This window comes from Streptosporangium sp. NPDC053982 (genome assembly GCF_055585205.1).
Genome location: NZ_JBVJKQ010000010.1, coordinates 271,487 through 297,996, shown reverse-complemented (window position 1 = coordinate 297,996; position 26,510 = coordinate 271,487). Strand labels below are relative to the sequence as shown.

Sequence of the window (26,510 nt, the reverse complement as noted above, 5' to 3'; positions counted from 1 at the left end):
CTCCGTGGAGCCTCAGTGCTTCGGTGTTCCGACGCCCATGTCCGGGACGAACTGGGTCATGCACCCCATGGGGTCGTCCGCCGTGCCGCAGAGGACCGGCCAGCTGAGGAACGGCCCGTACTTGAGCTGCCGGTTGACCCTGGAGATGGGGCCGAACGCGCTGTCCGGGCCGTACTTGCTGCGCGTGCCGAACCTGTCGGTGAAGGGGACCTCCGCGCGGGTGTCGGCCCGGACCTCGCCCGCCCGGTCCGGCGCGGCCGCGTTCTCCGCCTGCCCGGAGGAGGGGGCCGCCTGCGTCTGCCCCTGCCTCGACGGAGCCTGCCCGCCTCGCTCCGGCCGCTCCGCGCGCCTCGACGCCGTCGGCCGTCCCAGCCGGCTGCGGTTCGTGGCCTCCCGCCCGGCGAACCGTCCCCGCCCCTTGCCCGCCGCCTCCTCGGAGGAGGACGCGTCCTCGCCCTGCGCCGGCGCGGCGGCCTGCCGCCCCGGTACGGCGTGCCGCCGCGCCGCGTCCCGCCGCTCGGCCGAGGCCCCGCCCCGCCGCTCGGAGAGGGTCTCACCCTGCCGTCCGGGGACCGCCCTGTCCTGCCGGAACCCGGCGTCGTCCCGTCGTGCGCCGGAGTCCCGCCGTACACCGGAGTCCCGCCGTACACCGGAGCCGCGGGCGCCGGGGTCGCGGGCGCTCGACCGCCGGACGCCGGGGCCGTGGACGCCGGGCGCCCGGACGCCGGTGACCGGATCCCCGGCAGTGGAGCCGGAGGCGAACCCGAAGGCGGACCCGGAGGTGTCCGCCTGGCAGACGCCCCCCGGCACGGCGAGGAGGGCGGTGCCCAGGGCGGCGAGCGAAAGCTTCGCCATTGTGCCCACCGAAGAACTCATAATTAGCCCTTTCCGGACATTTCATCCTATTAATGCGCCACACATCTTCTAAACCGCCGGTCACCAGATACCCGGTCACTTTCTGCGATAACGAGAAATAGTTAATCGTGGCATTTGATTTATGGATGGAGCCGGAAATTTACCGGTGGAATCAACGGCGATACCGCGCTGTGGCCGTCGCCCTCCGACGCCCAAGGCCGCGCAACGCGCCGGAAGCGGCCCGCCCAAGGCCGCACGGCACCACGGAGACGGCCCGTCCTTCGGCCTCCCCCTCGAAGGCGGCGTGCTTCAGCCCTTCAGCGCGGCGGGAAGCCGCTCCAGCAGGCCCTTCAGGTCGTTGGCGTGCTCCTCCTCCTGGGCGAGGAGGTCCTCGAAGACGCGGCGGGTCGTCACGTCTCGGTCGCCGAGCCACTGGACGATCTCGGTGTAGGAGGCGATGGCGACCCGCTCGGCCACCAGGTCCTCCTTGATCATCTCGACGAGGTCGAGGCTGTCGTCGTACTCGGCGTGCGAGCGCAGGGTCAGCGTCTCGGGGTTGAAGTCCGGTTCGCCGCCGAGCTGCGTGATGCGCTCGGCGAGGCGGTCGGCGTGCTCCTGCTCCTCCGCCGCGTGCTCCAGGAACTCCGCGGCCACCGGCTCCGCGTGGATCCCGGTGGCGGTGTAGTAGTGCCGCTTGTACCGGAGTACGCAGACCAGCTCCGTGGCCAGCGCCTCGTTGCACACCTGGATCACCCGCGGAAGGTCGGCGCCGTAGGCCGACGTGATCGGCCCCTTGTCGATCTCCTGGCGGGCCCGGGCGCGGATCTCCTTGATGTCGGTGAGAAATTCAGCCATGGGCTTCCTCTAACCGGTATCGCACCTTTCATTCGGATTTTTACTATTATCCGGGCGGCTCCTGACCCGGAACGGCGACCCCGCCCCGGCACCCGCGGCCCGGCATCCGAGCCGTGTTCCGGACACCGAAGCGACGGCCCGGACGTCCCGGGCGCCGGCCTCCGGCCCTCCCCGCGGGTTCCCCCGGCGGTGTCAGGACCGTTACCGGCGGGCCGGTTCGCCGTACGGCTCCCCGGGTAGTCGAACCCGACCATGGGAACAGCGACGGAAGTGCCGCAGACACGGAGCATGAGCGGTGAGGAACTGTCGGCCGACCACGCCTGGGTCACCCTGCGCAGGTACGGCCGCTGGCACCTCGTGCGCGACTCCTTCGCCAGGTTCAGGTACGGCGAGGGCATGACGAACTCACGGGCGCTGGCCTTCCAGGTCTGCCTGTCGATCATCCCCGGCGCCATCGCGCTGGTGGGCCTGAGCTCGGTGGTCAACCAGGAGCACCTCGGCCAGGTGCTGGAGCTCACCCTGAGCCGGATCGCACCCGGGGCCGGGGCGGACGCGGTCCGGGACGTGCTCGCCGACAGCCACCGGAAGGCCGGCCAGGCCGGGGGCACCCTGGCGCTGTGGCTCGGACTGGGCACCGCGCTGGTCTCGCTGACCAGCGCCATGGCCCAGGTGGAACGGGGCGCCAACCGCATCTACGGCGTGGAGCGCGACCGCCCGTTCTTCCGCAAGTACGGCAGGGCCCTGGTGATGGCGCTGACCGCGGGCGCCTTCATGACCGCGGGCTTCGTGGTGATGGTGGGCGGCGGCGCGATCGGCCGGGCGCTCGCCCAGGTCTACGGCTGGAGCGAGGCCGGGCTGGAGGCGTTCACGCTGGTGCGCTGGCCGGTGGGGTTCCTGCTGGCGGTCATGTCGGCCTCGGTGCTGTTCCGCGCCGCGCCGCGGCGCAGGCAGCCGGGCCACACCTGGCTCGCGTTCGGCGCGCTGGTCTCGATCGTCCTGTGGACCGCCCTGACGCTGCTGCTGGCGTTCTACGTCGAGGGCAGCGGCACCTTCGGCTCCACCTACGGCCCGCTCACCGCCGTCATGGCGCTGATGCTGTGGTCGTTCCTCAGCTCGATGGCGCTCTTCCTCGGGCTGGCCTTCGCCGCGCAGATGGAGGCGTGCCGGGCCGGGAACGCCCGGCCGACCGGGCCGGACCCCGGGCCCACGGCCGAGGAGGAGCGCGAGCCGCTGGTGGGCGCCGCCGGGACCGCCGTGGCGGACACCGTACGGCGGGTCACCGGGCTGCTGCGGGAGACCGTGGAGAGCGGGGCCCCGAAGAAGTCCGGGCGGCGCGCGTCCCGGGGATGAGACCCCGGACGCCCTCGGGCCGCACATGCCCCGGAGACGCCGGAGAACGGGACCCGGACCGCCCCGGACCGCGCCTCCCGGGGATGGGTCCACGGCTCAGCCGGGTCCCGCCGCGTCGTCCCCGCGCAGGAGCGACCACACCGTCTGAGGGGTGAGCGGGGTGGTGGCGACCCCGGCGGCGATCCCGGGCACGGCCGCCGCCACCGCGTTGCCGATCGCCGCGGGCGGGCCGATCGTGCCGGCCTCCCCCGCGCCCTTCATCCCGCCCGGCGTGATCGGCGAGGGCGTCTGGGTCAGGACGACCTCGATGTCCGGCACCTCCCGCGTCGTCGGCGGGAAGTAGTCGGCGGCCGGCTGCCCGTCGGCGGAGTACACGACCTCCTCGGTCAGCGCCATGCCGATCCCCTGGGCGATCGCGCCGCGCAGCTGGCCCTCGACGATCGCCGGGTTGACCAGCGTCCCGGAGTCGCCGACCGCCCAGTACCCCTCGACCTCGATCTCGCCGGTCTCCACGTCGACGGCCACCGCCGCCGCGTGCGCCCCGTAGGCGTAGGTGTAGTCGGCCGGGTCGTGGGTGACGCGCTCCTCCAGCCCCGGCGGCACGCCCTCGGGCAGGTCCCAGCCGCGCCACGCCGACAGGGCGATCTCCCGCAGGGTCAGGCGCGAGGCCGGGTCGCCCTTCACCCGGACGGCCCCGTCGGCGATCTCCAGGTCCTCGCCGGAGACCTCCAGCCGGTGGGCGGCGATGGCGACGATCCGGTCGCGCAGCAGCCGGGCGGCGCGGTTCAGGGCGCCGCCGCCGACCACCAGGGAGCGGCTGGCGATGGAGCCGATCGAGGAGTACGGCGTGGCCGCGGTGTCGCCGAGGACCACCTGGACCCGGTCCAGCGGCACGCCCACGCCGTCCGCGGCGAGCTGGGCCAGCGTCGTCTCGATGCCCTGCCCCATCCCCGCCACCCCGGCGTGCACGACGAGGGAGGCGTCGGGCTCCATCCGCACGATCGCGGTCTCGAACCCGCCCGCGGCCTGACCCGCCGCCTTGAGCCCCATGGACGGCCCCATGCCGGTGGCCTCCACGTGGCAGGAGAACCCGACGCCGCGCCTGCGCCCGTCGCGCGGCGACCCGACGCGCGCCAGCTCCCGCACCCGGCGCAGGGCGGCGGGGTAGTCGCCGCTGTCGTAGGTCTGCCAGGTGCGGGTGGCGGCGGGCAGCTCGCCGGGGCCGATCATGTTGCGCAGCCGCAGCTCGACGGGGTCCTCGCCCAGCAGCCGGGCCGCCTCGTCCACCAGCCGCTCCCTGGTCCAGGTCGCCTCGGGCTGGCCGAAGCCCCGGTAGGAGCCGGTCGGCGTGGTGGTGGTGACGGCGGCCCGCACCCTCGCGCCGGCCCGCTCGAACCGGTAGGGGCCGGGCAGCATGATGGCGGTCACGGCGAGCGGGCTGATCCCGACGTTCGACGGGTGGGCTCCCAGGTCGCCGAGGATGTCGCAGTGCAGGGCGACGAACCGGCCGTCCGCGGTGAACGCGAGGCGTCCCCGGTGGACGGCGTCGCGGGCCGGCAGGGTGGCGGACAGGTGCTCGGCACGCGTCTCCGACCACCGCACCGGGCGGCCGATCCGCAGGGCGGCCAGGCAGACGAGCGCCTCGTCGGGGTAGAGGTGCTCCTTGCCGCCGAACCCTCCCCCGACGTCGCAGCCGATCACCCGCACCGCGTTGAGGGGCAGTCCCAGGGCCTCTGCCGCGTGGTCGCGCACGTGGTGCGGGGCCTGCGTCGCGGCCCAGACCGTGAGCGTGCCGTCGGAGAAGCCGGCCACGATCCCACGCGGCTCGACCGGGCTCGGCGCGGCCCGGCCCAGGCGGAACGTCATCTCCACGACGTGGTCGGCGGCGGCGATCGCCTCCTCGCAGTCGGGGTCGCCGACCTCGAAATCGGTCACCACGTTGGTGCCCCAGCCGGGGTACAGCAGCGGGGCGCCGTCACGGGCGGCGTTCTCCACGCCGACCACGGCGGGCAGTTCCTCGAAGGTGAGGCGGATCAGGTCGGCGGCGTCCCCGGCCGCCTCCGGGGTCCGCGCCACGACGGCGGCGAGCGGCTGCCCGGCGTAGCGGATCTCCTCGTCCAGTACCGGGTAGGAGGACTCGCGCTGCCCCGGAGCGACCGTCACGCACGGCAGTCGCGCGCCCGCCGCGTCGGCGGGGACGATGACGTCGAGCACCCCCGCGGCGGAGCGGGCGGCTCCGGTGTCGCACCTGGTGAGCCGCCCGTGCGCGACGGGGCTGCGCACGATCACCGCGTGGGCGGCGTCCGGCGGACCGACGCCGCCGACGTACCTTCCGCGCCCGGTGAGCAGCCGCCCGTCCTCGCGGCGGGGGGCCCGCGCTCCGACGTAGGGATGACGATCGGTCATGGACCCGATTCTGCGCGCCGCCCGCCCCCTCGCCAAGACCGCCCTGCCGTACGGCGGCGCGTTCACCCTTCGGCGGCGGGACGTCCGGCGGTCAGCCGGCGGGACTGTCGGTCTGGCGGCCCACCTGCGTGGCCAGCTTCTCCAGGCTCTCGTCGAGGGCGCGGTCGATCTCCCCGGCGGGCGGGGCGTGCTCCTCGTCGAAGAACGACAGGTGGATGGTCACCTCGCTCCCCCCGGCACCGCTGTCGGCGACCTGGAGCCAGCCACTGTAGCTGGCGTCGTCGCGGGTGCCCCACTCCAGCCGGAGCTGCTCCGGGACGGCCCGGAACAGGCCCCGGGAGTCCTGCCCGGTGTCGTCCTCGTGGACCGTCACGGCCGGCGGCTCCTCAGCACGCACGTGCAGCTCGCGCGGCAGCCAGTCGTCGAGCCGGTCCAGGTCGCTCACCTGGTCGAACACGATCTCCGAGGTCGCGGGCATGGTGCGGGAACGCTCGTACTCACTCATCGCAATCGTCACTCCCTGTCACGGAAACATCGAACGGCCCTTACCCGTCGGCGGCCCGTCCATCCCTGGACCGCCCCTCCCCCGCGGTCTCCGTCCCAGGGGTCTCCGGGCCGCGCCGCCCGTCCGGGGCATGGCGCGCCGTGGGCGCCGGATCCCCGGGGTGGCGATCGGGAGCGGATACCGCGATCATGGGCCTTTCCGACGGCGCAGACGGCGAGGTTGACGATGACGGCGGAGCAGGCACCCCCCGGAGTGAATCCGCAGATCCCGAACGCGGCCCGGATGTACGACTACTTCCTCGGCGGGAAGGACAACTTCCAGGCCGACCGGGAACTCGCCGAGCTGGTCCTCTCGGTGCTGCCCGAGACCAGGCAGGGCACCAGGGAGAACCGGCTGCTGATCGGCCGGATCGTGGAGTACCTCGCCAAGCGGGGGATCACCCAGTTCCTCGACCTCGGCTCGGGGTTGCCGGCCCAGCAGAACGTGCACGAGGTGGCCCTGCGGTTCGCCCCGGACGCCCGGGTCGCCTACGTCGACAGCGACCCGGTGGTCTGCGCGCACGGCAATGCCCTGCTGGCCAAACACGACAACGTGATCATGGCGCGGGCGGACGCGACCGACCCGCGGAGCGTCCTCGCCGACCCGCGGATACGGAGGCTCATCGACTTCGACCGGCCGGTCGCGGTCCTGATGATGTTCTTCCTGCACCTGGTCCCCGAGGAGGCCGGCCCCCAGGGGTTCGTCGCGGCCTACCGCGACGCGCTGCCGTCCGGCGGTCACCTGGCGATCTCGCATGTCGCCGGGGACGCCGCCCCCGAACGCACCGCCCAGGTCGCCGAGCTGTACCGGCGGTCGAACGCGGCGTTCGTCCCCCGGTCGCGCGAGGAGGTCGCCCGGTTCTTCGGTGACTTCGAACTGGTCCCGCCCGGCCTGGCCGACGGCGTCAACGCGGTGGGCGTGTGGCCGTTCTCCGATCCGGACGTGCCGCCGTCGGCCTACGCCGACATGGCGGGCCTGGCGTACGTGGGCATCGGCCGCAAGCCCTGACGCACCCGGAACGCGTCCGGAATCGCGCCCGGAACGCGTTCTGAACTCGGGGGCGCGGGGCGTGTAACGGACGGCGCGGTCGCGGAACGGTACAGGTGCGGGCGGTACGGGCGGAGCCGGCGGGGCCTCGCCGGCTCCGTACCGGTCCCCGCGGCACCGGCGGGCGTCGTCCTCCGGCCGCGCCCGGCAGGTGTCGGCTCCGCCGGGGACGGGAATCCTCCTGTCCGGGTCGTTCGCTCTCTTCGGAAGAACGCCTCGGACGCCGGAGCGGGAGGAGAGGGTCGTGGAGTCCTTCGCGGACGGCGGGCTGCCTCCCGACGACGTGATGGTGGCGGCGCTGCGGGCCGGGGACGAGGCGATGTTCGCGGCGCTGCTGGACACCTGGTCACGCGGGATGCTGTGGCTGGCCCGCTCGCACGTGTCCACCAACGACTCGGCGCAGGAGGTCGTCCAGGACACCTGGCTGGCGGTCATCCGGGGCATCGACGCCTTCGAGGGCCGCTCGTCGGTCAAGACGTGGGTCTACCGGATCCTGGTCAACACGGCCAGGAAGCGCGGCGTCCGGGAGAACCGCGTGGTCCCGTGGAGCAGCGCGTTCGAGCACGAGAGCCCGACCGTCGAGCACGCGCGCTTCCAGGGCGCCGACGACCCCTTCCCCGGTTTCTGGAAGGAGGCCCCGGCTGCCTGGCCCACCCCCGAGGGCGAGGCCCTGGCCGCCGAGGTGCGCGGCCTGATCGGCAAGGCCCTGGCGGAGCTGCCTCCCCGGCAGCGGGTCGTGATCACCCTTCGCGACGTCGAGGGGTGCACCTCCGAGGAGGTGTGCGAGATCCTGGGGATCTCCCCCGCCAACCAGCGGGTCCTGTTGCACCGCGCCCGGGCGGCCGTGCGCGGGCGGCTGGAGGAGTATTTCGAGACGGCGGGACGGTCGGCGTAGTGAAAACGGTTCAGGTTCGAGACGGTGAGGCGGTCGGCGCTGTGAAGCGGTTCAGCTGCGACGAGGTGGTGGAACTCGTCACCGCCTACCTGGAGGGCGAGCTCGACGAGACCACTCGGAGCCTGTTCTCCGAGCACCTGTCCGGGTGCGAGGGCTGCACGCGCTACCTCGGCCAGATCCGCGCCACCGTGGGCGTCCTGGGCTCCCTCGGCGCCTCCGGTCCCGGCTCCGAGCCGCCCCGCGCGCCGTCCGACGGGCTTCCGGAGAGCACGCGCGAGCGGCTGCTGGCGGCCTTCCGCGAGCACCGGCGCCCCTGACTCCACGAACACCGGTGGATCCTCCGCGAGCGACGGCGTTCTGAGATTTTCCGCGTTCCCGGTGTAACGTCCGCGCCCCTGCCGGGTCTGTAGTCCCGTACCCGTCAGGCGGGAGGGGCGGCCGATGAACGGTGTGGTGACCGGGGAGACCCCGATCCGGGACGCCGCGGAGGTGGAGGACTTCGCGCGCCGATGCTTCGGCGCCGGCCCCGGCGACCGGCTGGGGATAGAGCTGGAGTTCCTGGTCTTCGACCTCCGGGACCCCGTACGCCAGGTCCCCCTGGACAGGGTCGCCGCCGCGTTGCCGCCGATGCCCGGCGGGAGCAGGGTGACGTTCGAGCCGGGCGGGCAGCTGGAGCTCTCCGGACCGGCGGGCCCGCTGCCGGAGGCCGTCGCCCGGGTGGCCGCGGACGTCGACGCGGCGCGCGGGGCGCTGCGGGAGGCCGGCCTGGTGCTGGCCGGGGCGGGCCTCGACCCGGTACGGCCCGCCCGGCGGCAGCTCCGCCTGCCCCGCTACGACGCGATGGCCGCGTTCTTCGGCTCGCCGTACGGGCCGCTGATGATGTGCTCGACGGCGTCGGTCCAGGTGAATGTGGACCTGGGCGAGCGGCCGGGGGAGCGCTGGCAGCGGGCGCACCTGCTGGGGCCGGTCCTGACGGCGTCCTTCGCCAACTCGCCGCTGCTGGAGGGCGGGCCGTGCGGGTGGATGTCGGGCCGCCAGGTGGTGTGGGAGCGCCTCGACCCGACGCGGACGGCACCCGTCCCCTGGCGGGGGGATCCGGTGGCGGCGTGGCGGGACTACCTCCTCGACGCCCGGGTCATGCTCGTCCGCGAGGAAGCCGGGGAAGGCGGGGAACGCGGGGACGGCGCGGAGGGCGGGGACGGCGGGCGGTGCCGCCCGGTCCACGACGGGTCGTCCCTGCGCGACTGGCTGGCCGCGGCCCCCGCCGTCCACGCCCGCCCGCCACTGGTCGCCCAGCCCCGTCCCGCGCCCGGGTCGCCGGGCCCGGCGCGTGACCTGCCCGCGCGCCCGCCCACCCTGGCGGACCTGGCCTACCACGCCACCACGGTCTTCCCCCCGGTCAGGCCGCGCGGCTGGCTGGAGATCCGCTACCTCGACGCGCAGCACCCGGCGTGGTGGCCGGTGTGCGCAGCGGTGACCCACGCGCTCGTGACGGACGACCGGGCGGCCGGCGCGGCGCTGGCCGCGGTGGAGCCGTACGCGGCGAGCTGGGCGCGGGCTGCGCGGCACGGCCTGGCGGACCCGGGGCTGCGCGCGGCGGCCGACGCCTGCTTCCGGGCCGCCCTCGGCGCGCTGCCCCGGCTGGGCGCGCCGCCCGCGCTGGTCCGCAGGACGGAGGCGTTCGCCGACCGGTACGTGACGCCCGGCAGGTCTCCGGCCGCCGACCTGCTCGACCTGTTCGGGGCGGCCGGTACGGCGGGCCGGGCGGTGGAGCCGGAGCGGCGCCTGGCGGCCTGGCTGGCCGGCCAGGAGGGGTAGGCGCGCGCACGGCATGACGGCCGGAGCCACGAGCGCGCACGGGCGGCGAAGGCCGCCGTACGGGCGGCCACGCGGCACGGACGGCGAGGAGGACGCGGAGTGACGAAGGGAATGAGCGGGTTGAGCGAGATGATCGTCGACGGGACCGGCGCGGACCGCCTCAAGGAGCGGATCGCCGCCGAGCTGATCGCGGTGCGGGGCCGGTCGCTGGCCTACACCGACGCCGAGGACGACCTCCTGGTGCGGCAGCACTCGCCGCTGATGTCGCCGCTGGTGTGGGACCTGGCGCACGTCGGCAACTACGAGGAGCTGTGGGTGCTGCGCGAGGCCGGCGGGATCACCCCGCTGCGGCCGGAGATCGACGACCTGTACGACGCGTTCAGGCATCCGCGCCGGGACCGGCCGTCCCTGCCGATCCTGGGGCCGGCCGAGGCGCGCCGCTACATCGAGGGCGTGCGCGGCCGGGTGCTGGACGTCCTGGACGGCTTCGACCCGCACGACCCCGACCCGCTGCGCCGCGACGGCTTCGTCTTCGGCCTGGTCATCCAGCACGAGCACCAGCACGACGAGACGATGCTCGCCACCCTCCAGCTCTCCGGCGAGCCGGGCCTGGTGCGCGACGCCGAGCTGCCGCCCGGCCGCGCCGGCGGGCCGCAGGAGGTGTTCGTGCCCGCGGGCCCCTTCCTGATGGGCACCTCCACGCTGCCGTGGGCCTACGACAACGAGCGGCCCGCCCACCCGGTGGACCTGCCCGCCTACTGGATCGACCGGTTCCCCGTCGGCAACGCCGCCTACGCCGCGTTCGTCGAGGACGGCGGCTACGACGACCCCCGGTGGTGGAGCGAGGAGGGCGTGCGCTGGCTGCGGGAGAGCCGGGCCCGCGCGCCGCTGTTCTGGGTCCGGGACGGCGGCGCCTGGTGGCGTACCCGCTTCGGCCGGACCGAGCCGGTCCCCATGGACGAGCCGGTGCAGCACGTGTGCTGGTACGAGGCCGAGGCGTACGCCCGCTGGGCCGGCAGGAGGCTGCCCACCGAGGCCGAGTGGGAGAAGGCGTGCGGGTGGGACCCGGCGGCCGGGCGGGCGCGGACCTACCCGTGGGGCGACGACGATCCGGGGCCCGGCCGGGCGAACCTGGGGCACCGGGCGGCGCGACCGGCGCCGCTGGGGGCCTACCCCGCGGGGGCGAGCGCGTACGGCGCCGAGCAGATGGTCGGGGACGTGTGGGAGTGGACCGCCTCGCACTTCCTGCCCTACCCGGGTTTCCGCAGCTTCCCCTACCGGGAGTACAGCGAGGTCTTCTTCGGTCCCGGCCACCGGGTGCTGCGCGGCGGCTCCTGGGCGGCCGACCCGGCGGCGGTCCGCACCACGTTCCGCAACTGGGATCTGCCGATCCGGCGGCAGATCTTCTCCGGGTTCCGCTGCGCCCGGTCGGCGTCCCCCGAGGAGTCCTGACATGGCTGCGCGAGTCCCCGGGGCGTCCCCGCCGCGAAGGAGTACTTACATGCCGGATATTTCGGCATACGTCCGCGGAGCGGGCCCGACCCGCCGGCCCACGGCCCTGGAGGACGCCTGATGTGCCGGCACGCGGCCTGGCTGGGCGCCCCCCGGTCCCTGGCCTCGCTGATCCACGAGCCGGAGCACGGGCTGCTCCGGCAGTCCTACGCGCCCCGCATGCAACGCCACGGCCGGGTCAACGCCGACGGCTTCGGAATGGGCTGGTACGACGGGTCCCTTCCCGAACCGGTCCGCTACCGCCGCGCCGTCCCGATGTGGACCGACGCCAACCTGCCCGCCCTGGCCCGGGCCGCCCGTTCGGGGTGCCTGCTGGCCGCGGTGCGCACGGCCACCGTGGGCATGCCGATCGAGGAGACCGCGACCGCGCCCTTCACCGACGGGCGGTGGCTGCTCAGCCACAACGGCCGCGTCGCCCGGGACGCCCTGCGGGACCTGGCCGACGACGCGCCGAGCTCCTGCGACTCCGCCTGGGTGGCCGCGGCGGTGTTCACCCGGAGGCGGGAGGGCCGGCCGCTCGGCGAGTCCCTCGCGGAGGTCGTCGTCCACGCCGGGGCCAAGGACCCCGGGGCCCGCCTGAACCTGCTGGCCTGCGACGGCGCCGTACTCGCCGCGACCACCTGGGGGGACACGCTCTTCCTGCGCACGGATCCGCCCGGCCCGGACCTCGCCGCCCCGGACTCGCCGCGGGCCCCCTCTCTCCCGGGTTCCCCGCGCGCCGGAGAGGGCTCCCCGCACGCCGGAGGGGGCGTGCTCGTGGCGAGCGAGCCGCTGGACGACCGCCCCGGCTGGCGGGCCGTGCCGGACCGGCACCTCCTCCTCGTCTCCGCCGGCGGCGTGGAACTCCAGCCGCTGTGACCGGCGTCCGGTACGGCCGGCACACCGGCCGGCCGCCGTAGCCGCGTCCCGGAGACCCGGCCGCCGTAGCCGCGTCCCGGAGACCCGGCCCCCGGCCCCGGACCCGGACCCCGAAGCCCGGAAACCCGGAACCCGACGACCGCCACCCCGTCCACCGAACCAGGGAGGTTCCCGTGACAGTCACCCGGCACGCCGTGGAGCTGATCGACCATCTCGACCGCGGCTACCTGCGCCAGTCCCTCGAGCACGACGTCCGCACCGGCCTGACGGCCTCGGCCAAGTGGCTGCCGCCCAAGTGGTTCTACGACGCGGCGGGCAGCGAGCTGTTCTCGCGCATCACCCGGCTGCCGGAGTACTACCCCACGCGCCGGGAGCTGGCCATCCTGCGTGGGCACGCCGACGAGATCGCCCGGCTGAGCGGGGCCGACACGCTGGTCGAGCTGGGCTCGGGCACCAGTGAGAAGACGGTCCTGCTGCTGGACGCCATGGAGCGGGCGGGCGCGCTGCGCGCCTACACGCCGGTGGACGTGGACGCCGTCACGCTGGGCGACGCCGCGCGCCGGCTCGCCACCCGCTACCCGGGGGTGACGGTGCGGCCGGTGCGCGCCGACTTCGAGCGGCACCTGGCGCTGCTGCCCAGGGCCGGGCGGCGGATGACGGCCTTCCTCGGCGGCACGATCGGCAACCTCGACCCGGTGGCGCGCGAGGCGTTCCTCACCGGGCTGCGCGCCACGCTGGCGCCGGGCGACACCCTGCTGCTCGGGGCCGACCTGGTCAAGGACGCCGGGAGGCTGGTGCGCGCCTACGACGACGCGGCCGGGGTGACGGCCGCCTTCAACCGCAACGTGCTGCACGTGCTCAACCGGGAGCTGGGGGCGGACTTCGACCCGGAGGCGTTCGCCCACGTCGCCCTCTACGACGCGCGCAACGACTGGATCGAGATGCGGCTGCGCGCGACCCGCGACATGCTGGTGCGGGTCGGCGACCTCGGCCTGTCGGTCCCCTTCACCGCGGGTGAGGAGACCCGCACCGAGATCAGCGCCAAGTTCCGCCCGGACGGCCTGCGCCGGGAGCTGTCCCGGGCCGGGTTCACGGTGACCCGCTTCCTGACCGACCCGGACGGGGACTTCGCCCTGGTGCTGGCCGGGGTCTGAGCCCCACGGCCGTACCGTCCCAGGCCTCGGGCCGTGCCGGCCTGAGCCTCATGACCGTACCGGCCCGAGCCTCACGGCCGTACCGGCCCGAGGCCGCGCGGCCGTACCGGCCGGGGCGGGTCTCGGCCGTCCCCCCGGAGCGGGGAGGCGGCTGGACACATCACCGCCCCGGCGTCCCCCGCCGGGCGAAACGTCCAGGGTGGGTTGCGTGAGCCCGGCGGAGCGGCACGATGCTGAGACGTGAACGACAGCGATCTCCTCAATCTCGACGGCCGCAGGTTCGTCATGGTCAGCTCGACGGCGAGCGAGGTGGACCCGGCCGGGCCCACCGAGTTCTCCTACCGGGAGTCCGGTGGGGTCATCTGGGGCGACTACACCGGTGACACGGTGGTCCACGGGCGGTTCGTCGGCACCCGGGACGGCGACCGGATCGAAATCTCCTACGTCCACCTGCTCAAGAGCGGGGAACGCGCCGGCGGGCGCAGCGGCAGCCGCATCGAGCCCCGCGAGGGCGGCCGCCTGCGCCTGGTGGAGGAGTTCACGTTCGCCGGGGAGGACACGGTGCACGTGAGCGTGTGCGACGAGGTCGTCTGACCGGTCAGCCGTCCTGCTGGAGCCGGCCGCGGCCCTCGGCCGCGCCCACGAAGCGCATCTTGCCCAGCGGCACCTCGCTTCCCGGACCCGCGGCGCTCCCGGAACCCGCGGAGACCCCGGAGCCCGCGGGCCCGGCCGGCTCCGGGGCCGCGCGGCGGGGGACGGCCCGCCCGCCCGCCCGGTCCCCCGGCAGCACATAGGGCCGCCTGATCACCTCGTCCAGGATGAAGACCGTCTCGGTCGCCTTGACCGCCGGGATGCCCGCCAGCCGTTCGGTCACCATGGCGTGCACGGCGGCGACGTCGGCCATCCGCACCTGGATCATGGCGTCGTGCTGGCCGGTGGTGATCGCGCAGTACTCCACCTCGGGCATCGCCGCGAGCTCGGCGCGGAACTGGCGCCACATCTGCTGCCGGACGGTCACGAAGATCAGCGCGGTGATGCCCAGCCCCGTGCGGACGTGGTCGATCTCGGCGGTGAACCGTCTGATCGCGCCGTCGGCGCGCAGCGCCTCGAACCGGGTGTAGGCGTTCGCCCGCGAGATGCCGACGCGCTCGGCGAGGGCCGCGACGGAGATCCTGCCGTTCTCCCGCAGCACCTCGAGGATCTTCAGGTGCGTGGCGTCGAGCTCCAGGCCGATGCCGATCCGTCCAGACTGGGCGCCTCCGCGAGCCGGATTGCTTGATGTTTCGGTCATGCCCATACCTCTCGGCCGAGATTCGTCTCGGCTTTCCGCCTCGTGCTGGACTTTCTGCCGGACAATACTGGACGATCGGCGACTAAACGTCCATATGGACCAATTTCGGAGGACATAAAATGGCGACCCGTTCTCGGCGCCCGGGGGCGAAGGCGGCCCTGCTGCCGGTGCTGCTCACCGGCGCCCTCGCCCTCGCCGCCTGCTCAGGCGGCGGCTCGTCTTCGGCCCCCGCGTCGGGAGGCGGCGGAGGCGCCGGTTCCAGGACGCTGGTGATCGACACCTCCTTCGACCTGAAGACGGCCGACCCCGGGCGCACCTACGAGCCCACCGGCCTGATCGTCGGCAAGGCGGCCTACGAGACCCTGCTCACCTTCGAGGGCTCCGACGTCACCAAGCCGGTGCCGGCCCTCGCGGAGTCGTTCGAACTGTCCGACGACGGCAGGACGCTCACCCTGAAGCTCCGCAAGGACGCCACGTTCGCCGACGGGTCCCCGGTGACCGCCGACGACGTCGTCTTCTCCCTGGACCGGGTGCGCGACATGAAGGGCACGCCGTCCTTCCTGCTCGACGGCGTCGAGGTCGCCAAGACCGACGACACGACGATCACCCTGACCTCGGAGAAGGCCAACCCGGCGCTGCCGTACATCCTGCCCAACCCCGCGCTGGGCATCCTCAACTCCAAGGTCGCCAAGGAGCACGGCGCCACCGCCGACCCGGGCGACAAGGCCGAGCAGTACCTCAACTCCGCGTCGGCGGGCTCCGGGCCGTACACCATCGAGTCGTTCAACGTCAGCAGCCAGGTGGTGCTGCGGGCCAACGCGAAGTACTGGGGCCAGGCCAAGCCGGTCTACGACAAGGTCGTGATCCGCAACGTCGAGGCGGCGACCCAGAAGCTCAACATCTCCCGCGGCGACAGCCAGGTGGCGCTGAACCTCTCCGGCGACCAGGTCGCCGGCATCACCGGCGACCTGCAGGTCACGAGGACGGCGTCGGCCAACGTCATCTTCCTGCTGGCCAACCGGGACCCCGCGGTCAGCAAGGTCACCTCCGACCCCAAGTTCGCCGAGGCCGTCCGCAAGGGCGTCGACTACGCGGGCCTGCTGGAGCTGGCCGGCGAGGGCTCGGTGCAGGCGCCCGGCGTCATCCCGTCGATGCTGCTCGGCGCGCTCCCGCCGGAGGCCGCCGCCGGCCGCGACGTGGAGGGCGCCAAGGCCGCCCTGAAGGAGAGCGGCCTGGCGAACCCGACGGTCAAGCTGGAGTACCCCAGCGAGCTGACCGTCAACGGCCTGTCCTTCCAGCCCTTCGCCGAGCGGATCCAGGCCAACCTCAAGGAGGTCGGCATCACGGTGGACCTGGCCCCCGCGCCGGTCACCACCGCCCTGGACAACTACCGCAACGGCAAGGAGGAGCTGGGCCTGTGGTACTGGGGCCCCGACTACCCCGACCCCAGCGACTACCTGTCGTTCCTGCCCGGCAAGCTGGTGGGCCTGCGGGCCGGATGGAAGGCGGGCGCCGACAAGGAGCTGGAGGCGGCGGGCGAGAAGGCCGCCGCCGCGACCGGCGACGACGCGCGCAAGCAGGCGTACTCCGACGTCCAGACGAAGCTGAACGCCTCCGGCCCGTTCATCCCGCTCATCCAGCCCGGTCAGAACATCGTGACGGCCGCCTCCGTCACCGGCCTGAAGTTCAACCCGGTGTGGACCGTCGACGTCGCCGGTCTCGGCGTCAAGTAGGGACCGTCAGTGCCGATCAAGCGTCCACCGGCGGCGGGCGACCGTCCGAGGGCGGCCCGGCGGGAGCCGGGCCGCCGCGGCGCCCGTAGCCCGCTGGCCCGCTTCCTGGTCCGCAGGGTGCTCACCGCGCTGCTGCTGGCGGTGGGCATCACGCTGGTCACCTTCGTGCTGACCAACCTGGTCCCCGGCGATCCCGTCGCGGCCAACCTCGGCCAGCGCGCCCTGGGCGACCCGGCGATCGTCGCCCAGTGGCGGGCCGAGCACGGGCTGGACAAGCCTCTCCCCGAGCAGTATCTGCTGCATCTCCAGGGGGTCGTCCAGGGCGATCTCGGGACGAGCCAGCAGAGCCACCGCCCGGTCATGGACGACCTGGCCGAGTCGGTGCCGGCCACGCTGGAGCTGGCCGGCGCCGCGATCCTGATCTCCATCGTCGTGGGCGTGGCGTTCGGCGTCGTCGCGGCGCTGCGCCGCGACCGGTTCTCCGACCACCTGCTGCGCGTCCTCAGCCTGTTCGGCATCTCGGTGCCCACGTTCTGGCTGGCGCTGACGGCGTTCTACGTCCTCTTCTACCGGCTGCGGATCGCCCCCGGCAGCGGCCGCATCGACCCGGGCCTGACCCCGCCGCCGCACGTCACCGGCCTCTACACCCTCGACGCCGCTCTGGCGGGCCAGTGGGACGTGTTCTCCTCTGCCGTCGGTCACCTCGCCACCCCGGCGCTGGTGCTCGCCCTGTACACGATCGGCCTGCTGACCCGGTTCACCCGGTCGGCCGTGCTGGAGGTGCTGGGCCAGGACCACGTGCGCGCCGGGCGGGCCAAGGGCCTGCCGCCGCGGGTGATCCTGTTCCGCTACGTGCTGCGCCCGGCGCTGGTGCCGGTCATCACGGTCGCGGGCCTGGCCTTCGGCAGCCTGCTGTCAGGCACCGTCCTGGTCGAGGCGATCTTCGCCTGGCCAGGCGTGGGGCAGTACGCCTACAAGAGCGCGACCACCCTGGACCTGCCCGCCGTGATGGGTGTCGGCCTGGTCGTGGGCGGGGTCTACCTCGTCATCAACCTGATCGTCGACGTCCTGTACGGCGTCATCGACCCCCGAGTGAGACTGTCGTGACCCCTTCCCTCTCCGGCGCCGTCTCCAGCGCCGTCCCCGGCGTCGCTCTCGACGGCCGGGGCGCCCCGCGGAGGCCGCGGTGAAGCTCCCCCGCGCGTGGCGGCAGCCGCTGGCGATCACCGGCGGGATCGTCGCGCTCGCCTGGTTCGTGATCGCGCTGTCCGCTCCGCTGCTGGCCCCGCACGACCCGCTCGCCCAGGAGCTGCCGCGGCTGGCGCCGCCGGGCCCCGGCCACTGGTTCGGCACCGACCAGCTCGGCCGCGACATCCTCAGCAGGGTCATGTACGGCGCGCGGCTGTCGATCCCCCTGACGCTGCTGCTGGTCGCGCTGTCGGTGCTGGTGGGCGGCCTCCTCGGCGCCGTTTCCGGATATTTCGGTAAATGGGTGGATGAGACGATCATGCGGTTCGCCGACCTCGTCTTCGCCTTCCCCACCGTCATCCTGGCCATGGTCGTCGCCGCCGCGCTCGGCGCGAGCCTCACCAACGCCGTGCTGGCCGTCCTCGTCGTCGCCTGGCCCGCCTACGCCCGCGTCACCCGCGGCCTGGTCCTGGGCGTACGGCAGCGCGAGTTCGTGCTGAGCGGGCGGCTGCTGGGATTCTCCGCCTGGCGCTCCCTGCGCGTGGACGTGCTGCCGAACGTCACCGGGCCGATCCTGGTGCTGGCGACCCTGGACATCGGCACCGCGCTGCTCCTGCTGTCCGGCCTGTCCTTCCTCGGGCTCGGAGCGAAGCCGCCGTCCCCCGAGTGGGGCGCCATGGTCGCCTCCGGCGTGGAGGTCTTCGACAGCTGGTGGGTGGCGGCCTTCCCCGGCCTGGCCATCCTGACCGTGGTGCTCGCCTTCAACTTCCTGGGCGACACGCTGCGCGACGCCCTCGACCCGCGGACCGCCCGGGCCATCAAGGAGCGTGCGCTGTGACCCTCGCGATCTCCGACCTGAAGGTGACCCTCGGCGGCGGGGAGATCCTGCGCGGCGTCGACCTCGAACTGCGCGCCGGCCGGGTGCACGGGCTGGCCGGCGAGAGCGGCTCGGGCAAGACGATGACGGGACTGGCCGTCCTCGGCCTGCTCCCGCACGGGGCCCGGGTGAGCGGCCGGATCGCCCTGGGCGAGCGCGACCTGCTCGCCATGACCCCCCGGCAGCTCAACGCGGTGCGCGGCGGCGAGGTCGCCATGGTCTTCCAGGACCCGGCGACCAGCCTGCACCCGATGCTCACGATCGGCCGCCAGCTCACCGAGCACATGCGCCACCACCTGCGCCTGGATCGGCGGCAGGCGCGGGCCAGGGCCGCCGACCTGCTGCGCCAGGTGCGCATCCCGGGCGTGGAGGAGGCCCTCGGCCGTTACCCGCACCAGTTCTCCGGGGGCATGCGCCAGCGCATCGCGATCGCGGTCGCGCTGGCCTGCTCGCCGAAGGTGCTCATCGCCGACGAGCCGACGACCGCGCTCGACGTGACCGTCCAGGCCGGGATCCTGCGGCTGCTGCGCGGCCTGTGCGACGACCTGGACCTGGCCGTGCTGCTCGTCACCCACGACCTCGGCGTGATGTCCGCGGTCGCCGACGAGGTGAGCGTGATGCGGGACGGCGTGGTCGTGGAGACCGGCCCGCGCGCGCAGGTGCTGCGCGACCCGGCCCACCCCTACACCCGCGCCCTGCTGGACTCGCTACCCGGGGAGACCTCATGACGCTGCTGAGCGTGAACGACCTCGTCGTCGAGCACCGCACCCCCGGCCGCCCCGTGGTGCGCGCCGTGGCGGGGGCCGGCCTGACCGTCGAGGCGGGCGAGGTCGTCGGCCTCGTCGGGGAGTCGGGATGCGGCAAGTCGACGCTGGCCCGCGCGGTGTGCGGGCTGGCCCCGGTGACCGAGGGGACGATCTCCTTCGACGGCCGTACGGTGACCCCGCTGGGCCTGCGCCGCAGGGACCGGTCGCTGACCGGGATCCAGATGGTCTTCCAGGACCCCTACTCCTCACTGAACCCGCGGCGGCGGGTGGGCGCGCAGATCGCCGACGGGCTGCGGGCGGCGGGCGACACCGCGACCACGCCCACCGACATGCTGGAGCGGGTGGGGCTGCCCGGCGACGTCGCCGGCCGTCACCCGCACGAGTTCTCCGGCGGGCAGCGGCAGCGGATCGCGATCGCCCGGGCGCTCGCCGCCCGGCCGTCGCTGCTGATCGGCGACGAGCCCATCTCGGCGCTCGACGCCTCCGCCCAGGCGCAGGTGGCCACGCTCATGCGGGACCTCGCGGTCTCCGCGGGCGCGGGGCTGCTGTTCATCAGCCACGACCTGTCGGTGGTGCGGCTGATCGCCGACCGGATCGCGGTGATGTACCTCGGGAAGATCGTGGAGGTGGGCCGGACCGCGGAGGTCTGGCGCGACCCCCGCCACCCCTACACCCGGGCGCTGCTGGGCGCGGTCCCGGCGCCCGACGGCGCGGGGGTGCTGCCCGCGGAGCTGCCCGGGGACGTGCCGGACCCGGCCGACCCTCCGTCCGGCTGCCGGTTCCACCCGCGCTGCCCGGTCGCGATGGACGTCTGCCGGGAACGCGAACCGGCGTTCGGCCCGGTCGCCTGCTGGCTGCACGAACCCCGATGATCGATGAGGTGCGCCGCCGGATGGCCGAGGAGGGGATCGACGCCCTGGTGCTGCGCTCCTCCCCCGACTTCCGCTATCTGGGCGGCCGGGACGACGGCCACGACGGGTACCTCGTCCTGACCGGCGAGGGCCCGCCCGCCGCCGCGGCCGGCCCGCGGGAGGCGGCGGCGCTCGTCCCGGCCGCCGCCCGCCGCATCGGGGTGGACCCCGAGATGCGGGCCCGGGAGCTGTTCTCGTTGCGGGTGGACGCCGAGCTGGTGCTGGCGTCGTCCGTGCTCGCCCCCTTACGGCTCCGCCGGGGGCCGGCGGAGGTCGCGGCGACCGGGCGGGCCGCCGCGGCGGCGGACGCGGTGCTGCTCGCGGCCCGCGGGCTGGCGTGGTTCGGCGCCACCGAACGCGTGATGGCGCGGCGGCTGCGGGCCGCGCTGGCCGAGGCCGGATGTGAGGAGACGCTGTCGGTGCTCGTCGCCGCGGGCGAGCACACCGCGCTCCCCCGGCATGCGGCGTGCGACCGTGTGATCAATCCCGGTGACGCGCTGCTGGTGTCGGTGTGCGGCAGATGGGACGGCCACTGCGCGGAGGTGGGCCGCGTGTTCGCGGTGGCCGAGCCGCCGGAGGACTTCGAGGCGATGTACTCGGTCGTCCTGTCCGCGCAGCGGGCCGCCCTGGACGCGGTACGGCCCGGCGTGACGGCCGCGGAGGTCGGCCGGGCCGCCCGGGAGGTGATCGACGGCAGCGGCTACGGCGAGTACGCCGGGCGGCGGCCGGGGCGTGGTGTGGGACGGAGCCACGAGGAGGGCCCGTGGCTGGTCCCCGGCGACGGGACGGTGCTCGAACCCGGCACGACGGTCTGCCTGGAACCGGCGATCTACCTGCCGGAGCTGTTCGGCGCACGGGTGGCCGACGTCGTCGTCTGCGCCCCGGAGGGCGGCCGGCGGCTCGGCTCGCTCCCCTGGGAGCTGTGCGTCCTCGACCACTGAGGAGCACCGGGAACGGCGGCGCCGGCCCGGACGAGTCCGGGGAACGGCGGTGCGGCCCGTGACGGGAGCCGGCGGCGTTCCCATGAGCACGGTCTCACGGTCTCTCCGGTGTCCCGGGGACGTCGTGCAGCAGGGCGGCCCCGAGATCGGTGATGGTGTGCAGGACCGCGCTGCCCACTCGGACGGTCGAGAGGAGTCCGGCGTCCCGCAGGACCTTCGTGTGCTGGCTCGCGGAGCCGAGGGAGACGCCGACCCGCCGCGCCAGGACGGTGGTCGTGACGGGGACGCGCACGCAGTCGAGGACCGCCGCCCTCGTACGGCCGAGCAGCGGGCCGAGGGGGTCCGCCGCCTCCGGGCGGATCGCCTCCCAGCGGTCCGCGGAGGGGACCGGGTAGATCAGCACGGCGGGCTCGCCGGGCCGCCGCACCAGGGTGGCCCCGGGTGCGAAGTACGACGGGAGCAGGATCAGCCCGTGTCCCCCCAGCGAGACATCGGCGTGGGTGACCGCCGGGACGCACAGCGTGGGCGGCCGCCAGGACCAGCCCGCGCCGAAGGACCTGAACAGGGCGGACACCCCGCCGCGAGACATCGCCTCCACACGGAGCGCGCGCTCGGCGGCGACGGTGGTCCGTATCCGCGGCCACAGCGATGTGAGGGAGGAGTCGAAGTACCCGCGCAGGTCCCGGACCAGGAGCCGTCGCGTCTCCGCGGCGCCGGCTTCGGGCTCCCGGCACCGGTTTCCCGCCCTCTGGGCGGGGGGCGGCGCCGCCGGGCCCGGAGCCCGCCGTGACGTCGGCGTCCGTCCGACCAGGTCGACCGCCGCGTCGAAATCGGCGACGTCGGGATGGAGAAGGAAGTCGGGGACCGGGCCCTCGTCTCGCGGAACGAGGGTGAGGAGCACTCCGGCGCGGTCCGCCAGCCCGTCGGCCGTCTCACGGCACCACCCGCTCAGCGCGGGCGGCGGGTCGATCCTGCCGGCGCGTGCGGCGTGGAGCCGGTGCACGCTCATCGCGGTCTCCAGCAGCCCGTTCGGAGCCGGGGCGATGGAGATCTTCTGGAGATCGGCGTCGTCGAAGCACAAACGGATCATGTTCCGCATTCTCAGACGCGCACCTTCACAGCATCTTTACATCACCTTCTTTCCATATTCAGCCATTCCGACAATTCCCCCTTAAGCCCACTTTCAGGACCTAAGGGCTCGTGACCGACGGGGCGCAGGCCGTGGGACGGACCGCGCCGCCCCGCAGCTCCCGCCGGAGGGCGCGGGCGTGGCACAGGTAGTCACGGGCCAGCCCGGTACGGCCCGCCGATCGATGCAGCTCCCCGAGCCGCTGGACCGCGGCGGCCTCCCCGCTGCGGTCGCCGAGCTGCTGGAAGATCTCCAGGGACCGCTGGAGCCGCTCCGAGGCGTGCGAGCGGTCGCCGCGCGCCACCTGCAGGCCGCCCAGGCTCTGCAGGGCGTAGGCGCCGCAGTGCCGGTCGCCGAGCCCCTCGAAGATGTCCAGGGCGTACCCCTGGAAGCGCATCGCCTCCTCGGCGTCGGCCGCCAGGTCGTGCAACCGCCCGAACTGCATCGACACGCACGCCTCCCGGTGCGGGTCGCCGATCTCCCTGGCCAGCCGCAGCGCCCCGCCCAGCCAGGCCGAGGCCCGGCCCAGATCGCGCAGGACCAGGCAGACTCGGCCGACCGCCTGCCGGACGTAGGCCTCGCCGCCACGGTCCTCCAGGGCGGTGAAGACCGCGAGCGCCCGCCGGAAGTGGCCGAGCGCCTCGACGTGACGGCCGCGGAAGTGGTTCACCGCCCCCAGCCCGCAGATGGAGGCCGCCTCCCCGCGCGCGTCGCCCAGTTCGTGGAAGATCGCCCGGGACCGGGTGAACATCTCCCCCGCCTCGGCGTAGCGGTCCTGGTAGAGACCGACCTGGGCCAGGCCGCGGAGCATGGCGGCCTCCCCGCCGCGGTCACCGGCCCGGTGGGCCGCCTCCAGCGCGGCCCGGTGCGTGCTCCGCCACTCGTCGAAGTGGCACCGCAGGTCGAAGTAGGGCACCAGGGCGGCGGCGAGGCCCCAGGCGGCCCCGGCGAGCCCGGCGTCGGCGGCCAGCCGTACGGCCTCAACCAGGGACTCCCGCTCGGCGTCGAACCACGGCAGCGGGTCGGCCGGCAGGCTCGCGGTGGTCTCACCGTCCGGCCGCCAGCGGGGCCCGCCCGCGGGGGCCAGGCTGAACAGGGTGGTCGGCAGCCGCTCCATGGCGCTCCCGGCCAGGGTCGTCCATCCGTCGAGCACCCGGGCGAGGGCGTCCGTGCCGTCCGGGCCGTCCCGGCCGCCGGCCAGCTCCCGGGCGCTGCACCGGGCGAGGCCGGGCAGCAGGTAGCGGGGCCGGCCGAGCGCGTCGGTCCCGGCGAGCCGCAGCAGGTTGGCGTCGACGAGGGCGTCGGTGACGTCGTCGGCCCGCTCCCGGCCGAGCACGGCCCCGACCACCCAGCCGGGCAGCGGCCTCGTCCCGAGGAGGCCGAGCGCCCCGAAGGCGCGGGCGGCGTCACCGGGCAGCGACCGGTAGCTGCGGTCGAAGCTGCCGCGCACCTCCAGGTCCCCGGCCCGCAGCTCGCCCAGGCGGTTCGTCTCATCCGCGAGCCGGCGCCGCAGCACGGCCAGCGGCCAGCCGGGCCGCGCGGCCAGCCGGGCCCCGGCGATCCTGACGGCGAGCGGCAGGTGGTCGCAGGACCGCAGGATCTCCGCGGCGGCCTCCCGTTCCCCGCGCACCCGGTCGGCGCCCGCGATCCTGCCCAGCAGTTCCTCGGCCTCCGCGGGGGTGAGGACGTCGAGGTCGACCTGGATCGCCCCGGGCAGCTCGGTGATGCGCCGGCGGCTCGTCACGACGACCGCGCAGCCGCTGCCGGGCAGCAGGGGCCGTACCTGCGCGGCGTCGGCGGCGTCGTCGAGCAGGACGAGCGCCTGCCGCCCGGCCAGCAGCGACCGGTACAGCGCCGAGCGCTCACGGGTGGTGGGCGGCAGGCCGGCCTCGCCGGTCCCCAGCGCGCGCAGCGCCTCGGCCAGCAGCTCGCCGGGGTCGGCGGGGCCGGACGCGGTGCCGCCGAGGTCGAGGTAGATCTGGCCCCCGGGGTAGGCGCGGCGTACGGCGTGCGCGCAGTGGACTGCCAGCGCCGTCTTGCCGGATCCGGGCGGACCGGCCACCACCGCGACGACCGGCGGCCCGTCCGGCAGCCCCTCCGGCGGTCCGTCCGGCGGCCTGCCCCCGCGGGTCAGCGCCCGCGTCAGGATCGAGACGGCTCCGTCCCGGCCGGTGAAGTCCGGGACGTCCGGGGGGAGCTGGCGGGGGACGGGGACCGGCGCATGGGAGGGGGGCGGAGCCGCCTCCGCCGCGGGCCGCCCGGCCAGGATCTCCATGTGCACCCGGCGCAGCTCCGCGCCGGGTTCGACGCCCAGCTCGGTGACCAGCTGCCGCCGGGCGGCGGCGTAGGCGTCCAGGGCCTCGGCCTGCCGTCCGCCGGCGTCCAGGGCGAGCATCAGCCGTCCCCAGAGATCCTCCCGGAAGGGGTGTTCCCTCAGCAGGCCGCGCAGCCCGGCGACCGCCTCGGCGTGCTGCCCGCGTTCCATCCGCAGGGCGGCCAGCCCCTCGGCGGCGGAGAGCCGGAGGCCGGCCAGCGACTCCAGCCGGGCGTCCCACAGGGGACTGCCGGGCAGGTCGGCCAGCGGCGCGCCGCGCCACAGCGCGAGCGCCCGGTCCAGCAGGCCGGCCGCGTCCTCCGCCCGGCCCGCCGTCTCCGGCCCGTCCCCCACCGCCGGCGCCGCGTCCCCGCGGGCCTCCGCGTGCTCCCCCGCCCGCGCCGCCGCCCGCGCCCCGGCCACGAAGTCCTCGAAGAGGAGGACGTCGAGCTGCCCGGCGGGCACCTCGAACAGGTAACCGGACGGCCGGGCCAGGATGCGGGCGCCGCCCGTCTCGCCGAGGACCATCCGCAGGGAGCTGACGTAGGTGCGGAGGTTGGCCAGGGCCGACCTCGGCCGGCTCGACGGCCACAGGATCTCGGCCAGGTGGTCCGCGGCGACCGCCCGGTTGGCGTCGAGCAGCAGCGACGCGAGCAGGATCCGGGACTTGGTGCCCGCGATGCGCAGGAGTCGTCCCGGGGGGCCGACCTCCAGGGGGCCGAGCACCCTGAACGCGGGCCGATCAACCGTCATGACCGCACCTACCTCTCGTGGGGAGGCGTCGCAACCATTCGTCGGCCGTATCTTCCCGAGCTCGACGGGTCTTTATAGGCATTTTGGATGTTTTATATGCGCCTCGTGCCGACGCTAGGTCCGCAGCGGGAGCCTTCCGGAAGATCCAACAGACAGTGCACGCCACCGGTCAAGGCTCTTCACCCCCCGCATCTCGCGGAAAGGATCGATATGCGACTCACAGGAGTGCTCAGCACGGGATTCGCCCTGCTGATCGGGTTCGCGGGCGCGACCGCGGCCGCGCCGGGCGCCGTCGCCGCGACGGGACTCACGTCCGTGACGGCCACCGCGGCCGTCACGAACGACGATCCGGAGCTCGAAGGAGCCGACCCGCCGAACGACCCGTCCGTCCAGCTGCCGCCGACGACGCTGGCGACGCCGAGCTTCCAGATGCCCTTCCCCTGCGGGCAGAGCTGGACCGGCAACTCCAGCGCGAGCAGCGCCCACCAGTCGTGGGAGATCGACTTCAACCGGGGTGGCACGGCCGACGCCGACAAGGGCGACACCGTCGTCGCCGCCGCCGCGGGCACCGTGGTGATCTCCGCCCACCAGGGATCGGCCAACGGCTACGGCAACCTGGTCAAGATCGACCACGGTGGCGGCTGGACCAGCTACTACGCGCACCTGGACACCCGGTCGGTCGGCGCGGGCGCCCAGGTCAGCCGGGGTCAGAAGATCGGCACGGTCGGCAACACCAGCAAGCCGGGCAACAACATCTCACCCCACCTGCACTACGAGGTGCGCCTCGGCACCAGCTACCCGTCCAATATCCAGAAGGCCGTCTTCAACGGCACCACGTTCGGCTACCCGGTCCAGACGCTGACGTCCAAGAACGGCTGCGGCGGGGCGACGAACCCGTACACCGCGCAGGAGGTCTGCGGCAGCGGCTACAGCGTGATCGACAGCGCCGCCCTCGGCACCGCCGGCACGGTCTACCTGCTCTACAACACCTCCAACGGCTACAACTGCGTGGCAACCCTCAAGAAGACCTCCCTGAGCACCGACACCGCGGTCAGCGCCTACCTGGAGGTCCAGGGCAAGACCCGCGTCACCGACTCCGGCAGCTACGGCTACTACGCCGGACCCGTACGGGCGGCCGCCGCCGGCAAGTGCGTCAAGTGGGGCGGCAAGGCAGGCTCCTCCACCTACGACAGCCCCTTCGAACACTGCGGCTGACGATCCTCCTCTGAGGGCCGGTCCGAGCCGGGAACGGCCCAGGACCGGAAGGCCCGGACGCCGCCGGGGAACCGGCGGCGCCGCCTGAGCCCCGGCG

23 protein-coding genes are annotated in these 26,510 nt (G+C 74.4%); 16 read left to right on the top strand and 7 right to left on the bottom strand.

Annotation, left to right across the window (positions count from 1 at the left end; genetic code table 11):
• Positions 1-12: 12 nt before the first annotated feature.
• Entirely contained in the window at positions 13-855 is an 843-nt protein-coding gene (locus tag ACZ6W9_RS20315) for a hypothetical protein (RefSeq protein ID WP_389968015.1), read from the bottom strand.
• A gap of 309 nt (positions 856-1,164) precedes the next feature.
• Positions 1,165-1,710 carry a ferritin-like domain-containing protein gene (locus tag ACZ6W9_RS20310; RefSeq protein ID WP_389968013.1) on the bottom strand — a complete coding sequence of 182 codons (546 nt, stop codon included), beginning with the start codon at positions 1,708-1,710 and terminating at the stop codon, positions 1,165-1,167.
• 288 nt (positions 1,711-1,998) lie between these two features.
• On the opposite strand from ACZ6W9_RS20310, the gene ACZ6W9_RS20305 reads away from it, so the two are divergent.
• Entirely contained in the window at positions 1,999-3,060 is a 1,062-nt protein-coding gene (locus tag ACZ6W9_RS20305) for a YihY/virulence factor BrkB family protein (protein WP_389968011.1), read from the top strand.
• 96 nt (positions 3,061-3,156) lie between these two features.
• Here the strand turns inward: ACZ6W9_RS20305 and ACZ6W9_RS20300 are convergent, their stop codons facing one another.
• The gene (locus ACZ6W9_RS20300; protein ID WP_470119047.1) at positions 3,157-5,466 is read right to left on the bottom strand and encodes a xanthine dehydrogenase family protein molybdopterin-binding subunit; all 2,310 of its coding nucleotides are present in this window, start codon (positions 5,464-5,466) and stop codon (positions 3,157-3,159) included.
• Positions 5,467-5,557: 91 nt separating this feature from the next.
• A complete protein-coding gene (locus ACZ6W9_RS20295; protein ID WP_362938530.1) occupies positions 5,558-5,971 on the bottom strand; it encodes an SRPBCC family protein in 414 nt (137 codons plus the stop codon).
• A 252-nt stretch (positions 5,972-6,223) separates the two neighbouring features.
• On the opposite strand from ACZ6W9_RS20295, the gene ACZ6W9_RS20290 reads away from it, so the two are divergent.
• From ACZ6W9_RS20290 to ACZ6W9_RS20255, 8 genes are all read left to right on the top strand, one after another.
• Entirely contained in the window at positions 6,224-7,018 is a 795-nt protein-coding gene (locus ACZ6W9_RS20290) for an SAM-dependent methyltransferase (RefSeq protein ID WP_470119045.1), read from the top strand.
• A gap of 283 nt (positions 7,019-7,301) precedes the next feature.
• Entirely contained in the window at positions 7,302-7,952 is a 651-nt protein-coding gene (locus ACZ6W9_RS20285) for an RNA polymerase sigma factor (protein ID WP_362938536.1), read from the top strand.
• A gap of 41 nt (positions 7,953-7,993) precedes the next feature.
• Positions 7,994-8,269 (top strand): anti-sigma factor family protein, encoded by a 276-nt coding sequence (locus tag ACZ6W9_RS20280; protein ID WP_389968005.1) that lies wholly within the window; start codon positions 7,994-7,996, stop codon positions 8,267-8,269.
• 124 nt (positions 8,270-8,393) lie between these two features.
• The gene (locus ACZ6W9_RS20275) at positions 8,394-9,770 is read left to right on the top strand and encodes a glutamate-cysteine ligase family protein (RefSeq protein WP_470119042.1); all 1,377 of its coding nucleotides are present in this window, start codon (positions 8,394-8,396) and stop codon (positions 9,768-9,770) included.
• A 129-nt stretch (positions 9,771-9,899) separates the two neighbouring features.
• Positions 9,900-11,222 (top strand): ergothioneine biosynthesis protein EgtB, encoded by a 1,323-nt coding sequence (gene egtB / locus ACZ6W9_RS20270; RefSeq protein ID WP_470119110.1) that lies wholly within the window; start codon positions 9,900-9,902, stop codon positions 11,220-11,222.
• A gap of 120 nt (positions 11,223-11,342) precedes the next feature.
• A complete protein-coding gene (gene egtC, locus ACZ6W9_RS20265; RefSeq protein WP_389968001.1) occupies positions 11,343-12,140 on the top strand; it encodes an ergothioneine biosynthesis protein EgtC in 798 nt (265 codons plus the stop codon).
• A 173-nt stretch (positions 12,141-12,313) separates the two neighbouring features.
• Positions 12,314-13,294: an L-histidine N(alpha)-methyltransferase gene (gene egtD / locus ACZ6W9_RS20260; protein WP_389967999.1), complete on the top strand. Its 981-nt coding sequence runs from the start codon at positions 12,314-12,316 to the stop codon at positions 13,292-13,294.
• 240 nt (positions 13,295-13,534) lie between these two features.
• Positions 13,535-13,888 carry an avidin-fold protein gene (locus ACZ6W9_RS20255; RefSeq protein WP_389967997.1) on the top strand — a complete coding sequence of 118 codons (354 nt, stop codon included), beginning with the start codon at positions 13,535-13,537 and terminating at the stop codon, positions 13,886-13,888.
• 4 nt (positions 13,889-13,892) lie between these two features.
• Here ACZ6W9_RS20255 and ACZ6W9_RS20250 read toward each other — a convergent pair whose 3' ends face one another.
• Positions 13,893-14,585: an Lrp/AsnC family transcriptional regulator gene (locus ACZ6W9_RS20250; protein WP_389967995.1), complete on the bottom strand. Its 693-nt coding sequence runs from the start codon at positions 14,583-14,585 to the stop codon at positions 13,893-13,895.
• Between the two features lie 119 nt (positions 14,586-14,704).
• On the opposite strand from ACZ6W9_RS20250, the gene ACZ6W9_RS20245 reads away from it, so the two are divergent.
• From ACZ6W9_RS20245 to ACZ6W9_RS20220, 6 genes are all read left to right on the top strand, one after another.
• Positions 14,705-16,318, top strand: coding sequence for an ABC transporter substrate-binding protein (locus ACZ6W9_RS20245; RefSeq protein WP_470119039.1), 1,614 nt, complete (start codon positions 14,705-14,707; stop codon positions 16,316-16,318).
• Between the two features lie 9 nt (positions 16,319-16,327).
• Positions 16,328-17,425 (top strand): ABC transporter permease, encoded by a 1,098-nt coding sequence (locus ACZ6W9_RS20240; protein WP_389967991.1) that lies wholly within the window; start codon positions 16,328-16,330, stop codon positions 17,423-17,425.
• A 79-nt stretch (positions 17,426-17,504) separates the two neighbouring features.
• A complete protein-coding gene (locus ACZ6W9_RS20235) occupies positions 17,505-18,344 on the top strand; it encodes an ABC transporter permease (RefSeq protein WP_389967989.1) in 840 nt (279 codons plus the stop codon).
• Entirely contained in the window at positions 18,341-19,111 is a 771-nt protein-coding gene (locus tag ACZ6W9_RS20230) for an ABC transporter ATP-binding protein (protein ID WP_470119036.1), read from the top strand. The genes ACZ6W9_RS20235 and ACZ6W9_RS20230 overlap by 4 nt, the downstream gene beginning before the upstream one ends.
• Positions 19,108-20,022, top strand: coding sequence for an ABC transporter ATP-binding protein (locus tag ACZ6W9_RS20225; RefSeq protein ID WP_362938571.1), 915 nt, complete (start codon positions 19,108-19,110; stop codon positions 20,020-20,022). The genes ACZ6W9_RS20230 and ACZ6W9_RS20225 overlap by 4 nt, the downstream gene beginning before the upstream one ends.
• Entirely contained in the window at positions 20,019-21,002 is a 984-nt protein-coding gene (locus ACZ6W9_RS20220; RefSeq protein WP_470119034.1) for a M24 family metallopeptidase, read from the top strand. The genes ACZ6W9_RS20225 and ACZ6W9_RS20220 overlap by 4 nt, the downstream gene beginning before the upstream one ends.
• A gap of 94 nt (positions 21,003-21,096) precedes the next feature.
• On the opposite strand, the gene ACZ6W9_RS20215 is transcribed toward ACZ6W9_RS20220, so the two are convergent.
• Complete coding sequence (locus tag ACZ6W9_RS20215; RefSeq protein ID WP_389967982.1) at positions 21,097-22,092, bottom strand: ArsR/SmtB family transcription factor; 996 nt, start codon at positions 22,090-22,092, stop codon at positions 21,097-21,099.
• A gap of 100 nt (positions 22,093-22,192) precedes the next feature.
• On the bottom strand, positions 22,193-25,198 hold the full coding sequence (locus tag ACZ6W9_RS20210) for an AfsR/SARP family transcriptional regulator (protein WP_389967980.1): 3,006 nt from the start codon (positions 25,196-25,198) through the stop codon (positions 22,193-22,195).
• A gap of 210 nt (positions 25,199-25,408) precedes the next feature.
• Between ACZ6W9_RS20210 and ACZ6W9_RS20205 the strand changes: the two genes are divergently transcribed.
• Positions 25,409-26,413 (top strand): M23 family metallopeptidase, encoded by a 1,005-nt coding sequence (locus ACZ6W9_RS20205; RefSeq protein WP_470119031.1) that lies wholly within the window; start codon positions 25,409-25,411, stop codon positions 26,411-26,413.
• Positions 26,414-26,510 lie beyond the last annotated feature (97 nt).